The organism is Bacteroides sp. D2 (genome assembly GCF_025147085.1).
Lineage (GTDB): Bacteria > Bacteroidota > Bacteroidia > Bacteroidales > Bacteroidaceae > Bacteroides.
Genome location: NZ_CP102261.1, coordinates 3,715,441 through 3,728,097 on the forward strand (window position 1 = coordinate 3,715,441; position 12,657 = coordinate 3,728,097).

Consider the following 12,657-nt stretch of genomic DNA (forward strand, 5'->3'; position numbering starts at 1 on the left):
GTTCTTAGATATATTAATTAAATTATAATGTATAGGATAACTCATACTTTTGTCCATCGATAGTAACTTCAACTGCGGCACCATTTTCATGGAATGTACCTGCGCTTGTTTCTGTATTATCTATGAATTTGGCATCGATATTTATCTTTTCAAAATCAGCTTCTGTTTTGAATGGATAAATCACAGTGATGAAACGTGCCGCGCCATTTTCAGGTTTTGTGATATTTACCCGATAAAATCTGCGTTGGGTCTTTTCTTCTATTTTATTCGAAGTATAGGCGGTGTTATTGGTAGCACTGTAACCTGTCTTAGTTTCAACAAATGTTCTGAATAGCATATTGTTGTTATCTGTAAATAAGGTATGAGCTCCATATTGGTAGTTTGCACTTTCATCGTCAATCACTACGTCTTTGGTGTCCGGGCATAAATTAAAGCTCAAATTCACAGAAGGAGTGGAACCTTCTCCATAACCTTCATCTACAAGAACAAAGAAGGTATTGTCTACGAAGAACACAGCACGGCGATGTGTTAAATCACTATAAGATTTATTTTCTGTAACGAGAATATTAGTTCCTTTTTTAGTTTCTTGTTTCAGAAATTTTCCACTCATATAACCTTTTGCTATATCCTTTTCTTCTCTTGTCATTGTATTATGCATCTTTGTTGCTGCAAATGCTGCACGATCGGCATTGCTGGAAGATGTTCCTCCGTATGTGTATACCCCTGCATCCGGGCAGAAATTCCGACCTTTCCGGTAAAGTCCGAATGTTCCATTATCAGCTTGGCAATGCCATTTGTTTTCCGGATTATTGTTATTCTTCAGAATCATCATGGTTGCACTGCTTTCCCATCCGCTACGTAGCATATAATATCCCGAAGCATCATAGATTTGAACCAGTTCTGTAGGTTTCGTTCCTTGTTTTCCTTCAGTTGCCATCCATTGTATTTCTTTATCATCAGGAAACATTTCCATATATTTCTTGAAGTTTTTCAGTAATACGTTTTTAGTCCATGAAACAGAACGCGTGTCGTTGAAATTATCTATAGTGTAGTTGGGATAAATAATATCCACTACAAAACGGGCGGCTTTCTTAAGCAGTTCTGTATAATTGGAAGGAAACAAACTAAGTTTGTTATTCAATTGGGCCAGTTTATAAATACTATATAAGTCATTAACAACCCCTATATGATAACTGGGATCTAATTCTACCTGTACTCCATCTGCAAGAAATTGTGCTGTTACTTGCTCGCTGATTTTTAATGAACCTTCATTCAACCATTCTGTGGCGTTCTTGAATTCTGGCATTAACATTCCTGCAGTTGTAACAGCTTGTACTTGAGTTACGTAGATATTACTTCCATCCGTGAAATAATTCTTACGAATACATTCCACTTCATCTGCCAATGCGGTTAGAAAAGTAGAAAGCCATTCGGGAGTAAAATTCGTTGATTGGATGAAATGAGGCATAATATTAATCTGGTCCAATACCCTTTCAGCAGGTTGAAGCCCATACCACTGCACGGCATCTTTATCTACGGTACCTTCGGGGCAAGGGAATGTATTTAACCAATCATTATATACTGTTATCCAAGAAGAAATGTAATTCTCATTTTGATTGACTCTGTATGCTTTGGCTTGGGGAAGCATCCATTGGTGACGATGGATTTGTGATTTAAATTCCTGATCTGTCATTCCACTAGGGATATAACTCCAGTCTATTTTTCCATCTTTTTTAAATGAATAATAAACTTCATTTCCATTAGCATCTACTGACTCTTTGAAATTGCGCACATAAAAACGACTATCCAATGCTTGATCTGCTATATTTTGCTCAAAAGCTGTTATTGATGGATTAATCAGATTTATATTGGGATTGTTGATATCGGATCTGTTCCGATAATATTTTAATAATTCATATGCAGCATAGTAATATTCGTTTGCTTCATAATATGATTTTACTTTTTCCAATCCCGGATAATCAAGGTTGATTACTTCAAAAAGCCTTGCGTTAAGTACATCATTCGGTTTATTATTAGGAAGTGACTCAATGTTTCCTCCTTCTTCTGCCCCCAGAATATTTTCATCATCTGTGCATCCTGTAAATGAAAGCAGAGCGAATAAACAAATAAAAAAGATGTTCTTCATACTTTATTAGGTTTTAATTATTAAAAGTTTTATTTTACTGTTTGCAAATATAACTTGATTATTTATTGCAAGCGATTCGTCTTGTTCAAGCTTTGTTCAAAAATGATTTTTTGATATTAATCTTGTTGAATCATATGTTATTTTTGTCTAATAATGGGGATTTAACTCTATGATATAGACTATTAGATATCATAATGCCATCCTTTTCAGACATAGTTTAATGCTGTATTTTGGATAATTTTAGGTGTTAGATTGGACAATTTTCAGCCCAAAGCAATTTTTGGATGATTTCATAATTGGGGAGATAACAAAATTTTGTGGCACTCCTTGTGGGTAAATTAAGACTTCTTCTCCTTTCTTTAAATCGATTTGATATGTGTTATCGGATGAGCTCACAGTAAAGGTCCGTTCTCCCTTGAAAATAGGATTAGGCATATCTGTTGTTATTATGCAAGGTTCACCTGCTAAACTTTTTATATGAATAAACTGCGTCTTTCCATCTTTCCGGCTGGCAGATACTTTAAAAGCTCCTTCTGTGCGTAAGCCACAGTATGCTACATCCTGCCATGTATCAGGAACTGCTGGGAAAATACGAATCTTGCCACCCCAACTTTGTAAAAGCATATCATGGATACACTGCGCACCGGACAGAGGTGTTTCGATAACGGGACCGCTTTCTTTATACATGGTGGTAGGGCTAAGGTATTTACCAAATAGTTTATTTAAATATGTAAGTGCATCGTTTCCTTTACCGATAGCAGAGGATATGGAGGATGCGCCTGTACATGAATAACCGAGCAGGGCTTTAGGTTTACTTTGCCAGAAAGCTAATGATTTCTCTATAGTTTCGATGTCGTTTGGTTGTTCTTTATTGATAAGGTATAGAGGGTAGATAGCAAGCAAATGGGAGTAGTGTCTATGAGAAAAGGCATACGGCATACCTTTTCCGATAAGTAACCCGTTCTCATCCATAGGATATGGAGTGAGGTTAAGGAGAACATTTTTCCATGTATCAATTAGCGGATCTTGGATCTTTAATCTATGCGCCGATTCTACTAATGTCTGGCATCCCCAGCGGAGTAATGCAAGATCAAAATTGCAGTCTTCAACGACGTCATATTCGGGTGAGTAAGTTGTAGGAAGATGCAATTTTCCGTCGCTTCCTTGTTTTAAGAAATGCAGATAATAGTTGATTGACTCTTTTAGTAGTGGAAATAATTTGTGTCTTAATACGTCGTCGTCCATCTTGTGGCGATAAATGAGCCAGAGATTATGACAAGCCCAAGGAAGTAATCCCACTTGTGCCTTGCCTTTTCCCGGAATTCCAACTTCACTTGTCATACATTCAAGATTGGAGGCGACTCCGATACCTAATGAGTTATGGCGATACGGAGCAGGGATGTTAAGGCGTAATTGATCCACATGATTATAAAGAGCATTTTCTAGTGAAGCTGCTAAGTCCAGATGATCGGAGGCGTTCAGAGCCCAATATGTGAGTTGCACATTCAGATTCCACCAGGCATTTGGCCACGGTGTTTCTGTAAGCCATGGACCTGTATTATCTATTAAAGCACGGTCACCACGAGTAGCAGAAGCCAGTTTATACATTTGAATCCAGTAGAAATTTTCTTTTTGTGCCTCAGGCAGTGTAATGAAGCTGGATGGATAGTAGGCATTCCACCATTTCCGATGCGTGCATTGCAGTGAATCATATCCTTTATGTATGGCATTCTGAATTTCTGTTTTGCATATTTCACTGGAATTGTTTTGAGGATATGTATGGGTAAGGTTTATCCATAGAGTCCGTTCTTTTTTAGATTGTTGAGTCTCTTGCCAGCCTACTGTTGTCTGACCTCCTGCTAATAACTTCTGAACGGATAAACTAATATTTCTATTTCGACTGATTGTTGGTGCAGGGTTGAGCTCATAATCTTGAGGTATTTTATTAGTTTGTCCTCGTCTCTTAAAAATGAGATAACGCGGGCTATTAGCTTCGGCAGCTATCCATTCCCATTTAAAATCATTTTCATCTCCTTCGGTAGTTGCTTTCACTACGATAATCATGTCATCAGCATGAACAATCGTCTTTAAATGAATGACTCCTTTGGTCGTTGTTATATCTGTTGATGCTTCGGCATTCCAAAGATCAAGGCGCATTTGCCCGCTGATAATTTCTCCTTTAGGGCGTAATGCGAAATGTCCGGTGAGCAGCCTGGGGATTCCAAAAACGTCTCTTTTGGCACGGTGGTCGTGTACATCACAGTTCCCTGTTTCTAAGCGTATGTAGTTTTCCCCGGGTTCTTTATAGATCATTAATCCTAGTTTCCCATTACCTAAAAAGGCTGAATCATACCAATATTCAGGCAACTTTTCCCATATCATATCTTGTTGACTCATAAATTGGGGCCAGTCAATATCTTGTTTTATAATTGTCGGGTGGGCATTCACAAAAAGAATGCTGGTCAATGATAAAAGTAGGTAGGAGTACAATTTGTTTAAAGAATTCATAGTATACTTTTTTTGTTTTTTAATTAATGATGATCTCTCTGCAAATATATGGAGTATGACAATTTTACGACTATTGGTATTGTTGAATAGTCTTTCATTTTTGTCTAATGTTTTTGTTTGTATGGGGTAAAGAATGTATTTCTTCTTTAAAGGTTGAAGATTTTCGGGAATTAGCTTTCAGTATTCGTTATGTAGAATATTACTCCTTTTAGATACAATAATGATCTTATTGGCTACTTTTAAGTAATAGCTTCCCTATTGATATTTATTTCATTGCCTAATGAGTTTTCGTTTGACTTAAGTCGAATGATAGTTTAACTAAAGTCAAGCTTTCGTTCAACAACTGTCAAACGAAAGCTCGCTTGGTAATAAGATAAATAATACTAATAAGAGAATAAATTGAAAGCTGCATAGTAATTGTATTATTGTCAGTAATAGCATTTTATGTTCTTTTCCGAACCGAAATGAACATAAATCTCAAGCCAGCAGATTCATATTCGGAATTCACTGATTTATCCTTTTATTTTCTTAATATACTCCGTGGGTAAACATCCGAAATACTTCTTGAAACTCGTAGCAAAATAAGACGGTGTATTGAATCCTACCATTGTACTGACTTCTGCTATTGTATAGCGGCCATCCTTGAGTAACTTTGCTGCTTCGTTGAAACGGATCTTTCGTATAAAATCGATAGTCGATTCGCCTGTGATAGCTTTCAATTTAAGATGCAGGTTAGAACGACTCATATTCATTTCTCTGGCAAATTCGTCAGTAGAGAATTCAATATTATCCATGTTTTTTTCTACAATAGCTACGGCACGTTTCAGTAAAGCTTCATCCATGGCGTTAAACGTAATCTTTTCCGGTTCCACTTCCAGGGATTTGGAATACCGTTCAAGCATACGTCTACGGGTACGCATCATATTCTGTATCTTCGTAGTCAGGATAGCAAGTGAGAATGGTTTCGGGATGTAATCATCCGCACCCATTTGCAGACCTTCCATCTGGTCTTTGACTTCGCTTTTAGCAGACAGGATAATCACGGGAATATGACAGGTACGGATATTTTGCTTCACATTCTTACACAGTTTGATACCATCCATCACAGGCATCATGACATCAGTTACAATGATGTCAACTTCATTGTCTTTCAGTTTTTCCAAGGCTTCTTCACCATTCCCGGCTTCCAGCGTATTGAAGAGTTCTGCAAGTCCGCTGCTAAGATAATGGCGGATTTCATTATTGTCTTCTACAATAAGAATAGTGCCACGCTTCTTGTCACCGGCTTCGATCGTTTCGTTTTCGACCTTTTCCGTATCAATGAAATACATTTCTTTCGAGTTGGTGGAATATACCTGACCTTCCTCATTCAGAGTGTCATTAGAAGCCAACTCGGAGGATTTATAGGTATTTATGTCTTGTGGCAGATAGACAGAGAAAGTACTGCCTTTACCCTCTTCACTATCCAGTTCGATACGACCATGGTGCAATTCTACCAGACGTTGTACCAGTGAAAGACCGATACCACTTCCTACATGCTCACTCTCTATCTGATAAAAACGTTCGAATATTTTTCCCTGTTTGTTGATAGGAATGCCAATACCGGTATCACTAACTTGCAGTACCAGCCAATTATTTTCCTCTTTTAATGTCACAGTGATACTTTGACCACTTTCCGTATATTTGAAAGCATTTGAAAGCAGGTTATTAACAATCAGTTCCAGATAATTAGGATCAAAAAGTTCCTCTTTATCTTCCAATTCGGAATGGAGAGTATAAGTAATCTTTTTGTGGCGCGCCAGTTTATCATAGAACAAGAAATTATCTTGTATGAGTTGATGTGCATTCTCTTTCTTTACTTTTAACTCGAAAACTCCCAATTCGGCGCGGCGATAATCCATCAATTGATTGACAAGATGTAGTAGGCGATTAGCGTTGCGTTGGATATATTCCAGTTGATTACGAGTCCAGCGGTCACTGATCTTATTGATTATTTCTTGTAGAGGAGCTAAGATAAGAGTCAACGGCGTGCGAAGCTCATGGGAAATATTGATGAAGAAACGCATCTTCATCTGGTTGATTTCTTCTTGATGTTCCTTATCCCTGCGTTCAATCTCCAACTCTGCCTCCATGCTTTTACGCATCCAGAAGAAGCGGAAGACGAAAGTGATAAAACCGATAAAAATAGCGAGGAAAAGCACGATTGCCCACCAGGTCTTGTACCATATAGGGAGAACAATGATTTCTAACATCGTAGGTACAGTGTTCCATTTCCCGTCACTATTAGCAGCTTTTACCAGAAAATGATAAGTGCCTTGCGGTAAGTTGGAATAGGAGACAGCACGTTTGTCTGTCAGATAATACCACTCTTTATCATATCCTTCCAATTTATAAGCGAAAGTATTGTGTTGACCTGAAATATAGTTGGATACCACAAATTCAAGTGTAAAAGCCGTTTGCCATGATTTTAGCGTGATACTTTCTGTTTCATTGATATTCTTAGTCAAGATACCAGTTTCATCATCCGGACGGACTGTTTTGTTAAACAGTTGAAGTTTAGTGATAACTACCGGAGGAGTGTAAGGGTTGTCCAGTAGGAGTTCCGGGCGGAAAGTTGTGATCCCGTTGATACCTCCGAAGTACATTTGCCCGTTAGAGGTGCGGCAGAATGAAGAAGTATTAAACTGATTACTTTGCAACCCGTCGGATTCTGTAAAATTGCGGAACTTCTCTGTCTCCGGATTGAAACAGGAGATACCACGGTTGGTGCTTACCCAGAGACGCCCGAAAGTATCTTCCAGGATACCGTAGACCACATTATTGGGTAAACCGTTAGCTGTTGTATATCGTTTGATTTTCTTCTCTTTTTCATTAAAACAGTAGAAACCTTCACGCGTACCTACCCAAATGATGCCATTGGCAGCTTCATAAATGCAATTGGTAAACATCTTTGTTACAGATGATTCCGGAAGGATAGGAGCTTTTTCTATTTCGATCCCTTCCTGCTGAAAGACTGATATACCTTCTTCACCACCGATCCAAAGACGTTTACGAGAATCTCTGAACAGGATTGTGATTCGTTGTGAAGTAAATGGCGTACCGTCTTTTTCTTTATCTATGGTGGTGAAGCTCCGTTTCTCCGGATTAAAACTAACCAGTGCACTTAAAGTTCCTAATAAGATACTACCTTCCTTGTCAGGAAGAATGGCATACACATTTTCATTGACCAACTGGCTATTCAGCTGATTGAAACTTTCCATTTGTCCACTGTTGCGGTGGAGAACAGTCAGACCACCGGCATGTGTTCCTATATATACAAGTGATTTTTGTTCGTCTACATATACGGCTTTGATATTGTTGGAACCAATACCGATTTCCCGTTCGTCTTCCTGCAGGATATAGTGTGTAAACTGTTGTGTCTTTGGATTATATAAATTCAATCCACCATCATTTGTTCCTATCCATAAGTTCTTATTTTTATCTTCGGTAATGCAACTGACTACATTGTCACTTAGAGAATTCTTATATGGAATACGTTGGATATTCTTGAATCTGTTGCGGATCGGATGATAATAGTTTAGTCCTCCGAAATATGTTCCAAGCCACATTCCGCCCTGCGAATCCATAAAGATACTGCGGACCGAACGCTGTGACAGACTGCCGCTTTCTACCGGACTACTGCTGTAAGAAACGAAAGAATCGTTTCCTTCATGATAAATGTTTAGATCATTGAATGTTCCTATCCATAGGCGATTTTGCGAATCCAATGCCAGAGAACGGATATAATTGGAACTGATACTTTTAGGATTGGAAGAAGAATGATGATAAGCCTTGACTTCTTGTGTTTTCGGGTTAAATAGAAGTAGACCGGCTCCTTCGGTAGCTATCCAGATGCGGGTAGGAGATTGTTGCAAAATGGCTTGAATCTGTTTAGTGCCCGTTATCGGAGTAATTCTTTCCAGTTTCTTTTGAGGAATGGAGTAGCTGTAAAGCCCGTCAACCGGGGTGCCGATATAGATAATATCGCCCTGCCTGTAAAGAGCAGAAGCCACTATCTTATGCATAGCCGTACTAAAAGAATCATCAACGAATCGTGATTCTTTAATATCGAACATAGTCAGACCTTCCTGTGTACTTATGAGCAGTTGTTCCGGTGAGATCTCCGCAATACCGTTGATTTGCAGCTTCTTCCCCTTCTTTTCGTAGAAGAAATTTCTGAACTTATCCTTCTCCTCATCATAATATGACAAACCATCCCGCGTGCCGATCCAAACCCGTCCCTGACTGTCAGTCTTTACGATTCGCGAAATGTCATTAGCGATGCTGTTCGGATCATCTTCATTGTGCTGATAAACTGTAAATGAATACCCATCGTACTTGTTAACTCCGTCATAAGTTGCGAACCACATATTGCCTCGTTGGTCCTGATCGATAGAGAATACAGTACTTTGTGACAATCCTTCATTAATAGAGATATAGGAGAAGTTGATTTGCTCCGGAATATCAGAAAAAGCATAATTAACCCCTGCGCATAGAAAAAGTAGACAGATTGCTATTTTGTTAAGGCTGCTCATTATTAGTTCATAAGATTAATAATGGCATCAAAGATAGTGAAATCTTTGATATACCCCATGAATTGGCTGGAAAACTATACAATCTTTCCGCCCCGCGTCAAATGTCTTTTTTCATAATGAGGTGATTCTCATTGTCGATACGTTGGTAAGATATTTCGTTCATAATGCTTCGTATGAGGAATATTCCCAGACCTCCGATTGGACGTTCCTCCAAAGAAAGTGTAACATCTACTTCATCTACTTGTGTCGGATCAAAAGAGGCTCCCTTGTCCGTTAATAGGAAAACAAGTTGTTTTTCGCTGTAAGTTACTCTTAATAGGATGGTGTGTTGCTCTTGAGTTGGATAGGCGTACATAATAATATTGGCTACGGCCTCTTCCAATGCCAGATTGATATTCATTGTCGTTTCAAATGACAAAGAAAGTTCCTCTCCCAGTTCTTCGATGAAACTGGCTAAAACTGAAATTTCATTTAAATCGTTTGAGATCTTTATTTCTCTTTCCATAATGATATGTGCTTAATTGTTTGTTGTTCCGGGTTCATATTGAATAAGTAAAATAGTCAAGTCATCGCTGGCTTCGGCTTCCTTGACATGCTCTGCTATAGAGTCCACTATACCATTTACAGTGGTACGTACGTCAGACGTGGTATTATCAGACAATGTTTCCAATAATTTCTCGTCTCCATATAGCTCTTTCTCTGTATTTTCAGCTTCTGTCACTCCATCGGTGTAAAGGAACAGTTTACTTCCTTTTTCCAATGTCGTTTCATCTTCGGTATAGGCAAATTCTTCAATGACGCCAACAAATATCTGGGTCTTGAATTCCAAGAAAGAAACCTGTCCGTCCGGACGAATCAGTATGGGAGGATTATGTCCGGCATTACACAGTTTCAGTTTTCCCGTTTCCAAATCAAGGATGCCAACGATAAGCGTGACAAACATATTGGAATCGTTATTATCAGATATTGAATTGTTCATATCCGTCACAATCTTGGCCGGTGAAAGCACCTGCTGAGATAAAGTGCGGAACAGACTGCGGGTGATTGCCATAAACAGAGAAGCGGGTACTCCTTTTCCTGATACATCGCCGATTAGGAAGTAGAGGCGGTTACCATCCATATAGAAGTCATAAAGATCTCCGCCTACTTCTTTCGCAGGATGAAGTATGGCATGCAAATCTACATCACTGCGTTCGGGGTAGGGAGGGAATATCTTGGGAAGCATTCCCATTTGTATTTCCCGGGCTATAGAAAGCTCGCTTTCAATTCGTTCTTTGCTGGCAGTCGTGTCTTTTAGTTCAACTACGTAAGTAGATAAAGAGTGCTGCATGAAGATAAGCGAATCATATAGATCCCTGATTTCATCGTTGGAATGCACTTCTGGTATGGTAACATCAAATCGTCCGGTCGCAATTTCGCGGGCTGACTCGGAGAATTTCTCCAGTGGGCGGACAAGGCGTCGGATGATGCTGTACACAATCAGGAATAAGGCTATCATCCCCACTATAAAAGTATAGATGATTGTTCGGGATGTACTGTCTAGTTCCTGAAGAATTATCTGGCTTGGACAAACGGTGCATACTGACCATCCAATCTGGGGAATAGTTGTATAAAATGCATACGAATCTACTCCTTTGTTATCGAAACGCATGGTTCCGGAATGTCCTGCCAGCATTTCATGTCCGATCTGTTCCTGTGCAAGATTCTCTTTGGCAAAAGCTTCGGAGAATATCGTTTCGTTCATGATCTTATTCCTGTCCATGTGGGTCAGGAAACTTCCGTTGCGACTGATTAAATAGGTGTAGCTGGAAGGATATGGCTTCAGCAAGCTAATTGTATCAGTGAATTGCGTCAGAGATATATTGGCTGTAAAGACTGCGACTAATTTCCCATCACTGTCAAACAGCGGTTTGGCATAAGTACTCATGATGAAATTTCCCCCTCCGTCATCATAATAAGGTTCGCTCCAGTAAGGTTGTTTAAGCAGTTGGGGAATGAGATACCAGTCCATGCATGGATAGTCATAATTCTGGCTACCCAATACCTGGTAAGTGATTTCGCCGTTTATTTCATCTTTGAAGGAAGCATAAGGCATGAAATATTTCCCTTTTTCTTTGTAATAATCGGGAACGAAAGCGATGCCACTTCCTACAATGAACTGATTGTTTCTAACAACAGATTCAATAATGTTATGTAAAGAATCCGGGTGGTCTATGTTTTTTTCCAATACCCAAACGGACTGCTCTATGGTAGTCTCTACCGACAATAGCTGACCGCTGATTTCAGTTGCAATGTTACTTAATAGTCCATGAGTACGTTCAATGGCAAAGTCCGTTACTTTCTGGTGACTATAATAATAAAATAGCGCCATAATAGTAGCAAAGATAATCAACGTAAAGGAAAGTACGTAGATACTTAGCCGGGTTGCAAAGGAACGGGAAAAAGTGTGTTTCATGAATGAATGTGATTATTTTACGAAATTTTCATAACGAATGTCGCTGGTGTTTTTGATTTGATCTGGCAACAAAATACTAGTTGCCAGATCAAATACTTCTCGGCTTAGCCGATAGGGACGTTGCCCGCTCTTCTTGTTTGTTTGTAGCCGTAAGATCTCATCCAACATTTTACGCTGGTGATATCTGTTGGTTCCTATGTTGTGTTGATGCACTTGTTCCATTATAATGTCCAATGTTTGTTCGCGGTGTTCGTTTGCCCATTCCCACCCACGTATGCTGGCACGGGCCAATTTCTGTACAGCTTGGGGATATTTCTGATAGAATTCTCTGCTAACATAAAGTCCGTCCTCCGGCAGGTTATATCCATAATCCGAGAAATGCATGATATGAATTGAATCAGTCTTTACACCGGCTTCAATCAGTTGTAGAAACTCATTGTAACTTCCTACGAGACAAATATCCACAGCTTTCGATAGGAAAATGTTGACTCCTCCATTGAAACGTATCCATTCCACCTGGAGTTGATATTTGTTGGCTATTTGATCCAGTAGTTCTTGACTAAGATGATTCCATACCCCTATTTTCTTATGTTGCAAAGATGAAATACCCTTAAGTGGCGAACGACTGACAAGCATCAGACTGTTTTCCTGTGAGGTTTGCAAGATATTGACTACCTGTGCACCTGCAAAATATTCAGTCAAGGCATACGATAGGTTCATAACTACCGCTTGCGAATACCCTTTCTGCAGAAAAGAAAAAGAGCTTGCCGAAAGCGAAGGATGTACCACATGTACGTCAAGTCCCTCTTCCTTGTAGAATCCCAGTTTGTCGGCTACGTAATAGCCTGCAAATTGTGCTTGTGCCGTCCATTTGGGTGTGAGATTAATGGATTGTGCATTCACCGGTTCTGTCAGAAAGAACAGAGATAGCAAGATACTGCAAATAATAGATGCTTTTCTCATTATAAATGGAA

At 39.2% G+C, this 12,657-nt stretch carries 6 protein-coding genes; all 6 read right to left on the bottom strand.

The genetic code is table 11. The annotated features are described in order from the left end of the window. Positions 1–22: 22 nt before the first annotated feature. On the bottom strand, positions 23–2,146 hold the full coding sequence (gene hepC, locus NQ505_RS13060) for a heparin-sulfate lyase HepC (RefSeq protein WP_009000743.1): 2,124 nt from the start codon (positions 2,144–2,146) through the stop codon (positions 23–25). 240 nt (positions 2,147–2,386) lie between these two features. Continuing rightward, on the bottom strand, positions 2,387–4,654 hold the full coding sequence (locus tag NQ505_RS13065) for a glycosyl hydrolase family 95 catalytic domain-containing protein (RefSeq protein ID WP_009000744.1): 2,268 nt from the start codon (positions 4,652–4,654) through the stop codon (positions 2,387–2,389). Positions 4,655–5,166: 512 nt separating this feature from the next. After that, positions 5,167–9,228 (bottom strand): two-component regulator propeller domain-containing protein, encoded by a 4,062-nt coding sequence (locus NQ505_RS13070; RefSeq protein ID WP_009000745.1) that lies wholly within the window; start codon positions 9,226–9,228, stop codon positions 5,167–5,169. A 97-nt stretch (positions 9,229–9,325) separates the two neighbouring features. Next, positions 9,326–9,733, bottom strand: a complete 408-nt coding sequence (locus NQ505_RS13075; RefSeq protein ID WP_004325354.1) for an ATP-binding protein — start codon at positions 9,731–9,733, stop codon at positions 9,326–9,328. Between the two features lie 12 nt (positions 9,734–9,745). Then, positions 9,746–11,683, bottom strand: a complete 1,938-nt coding sequence (locus tag NQ505_RS13080) for a SpoIIE family protein phosphatase (RefSeq protein ID WP_009000746.1) — start codon at positions 11,681–11,683, stop codon at positions 9,746–9,748. 12 nt (positions 11,684–11,695) lie between these two features. Then, entirely contained in the window at positions 11,696–12,646 is a 951-nt protein-coding gene (locus NQ505_RS13085) for an ABC transporter substrate-binding protein (protein WP_009000747.1), read from the bottom strand. Between the last annotated feature and the right edge of the window lie 11 nt (positions 12,647–12,657).

Bases quoted from the DNA above. Each gene is read 5' to 3' on its own strand.
- hepC (WP_009000743.1), bottom strand. From the start codon at position 2,146: ATGAAGAACATCTTTTTTATTTGTTTATTCGCTCTGCTTTCATTTACA.
- NQ505_RS13065 (WP_009000744.1), bottom strand. From the start codon at position 4,654: ATGAATTCTTTAAACAAATTGTACTCCTACCTACTTTTATCATTGACC.
- NQ505_RS13070 (WP_009000745.1), bottom strand. From the start codon at position 9,228: ATGAGCAGCCTTAACAAAATAGCAATCTGTCTACTTTTTCTATGCGCA.
- NQ505_RS13075 (WP_004325354.1), bottom strand. From the start codon at position 9,733: ATGGAAAGAGAAATAAAGATCTCAAACGATTTAAATGAAATTTCAGTT.
- NQ505_RS13080 (WP_009000746.1), bottom strand. From the start codon at position 11,683: ATGAAACACACTTTTTCCCGTTCCTTTGCAACCCGGCTAAGTATCTAC.
- NQ505_RS13085 (WP_009000747.1), bottom strand. From the start codon at position 12,646: ATGAGAAAAGCATCTATTATTTGCAGTATCTTGCTATCTCTGTTCTTT.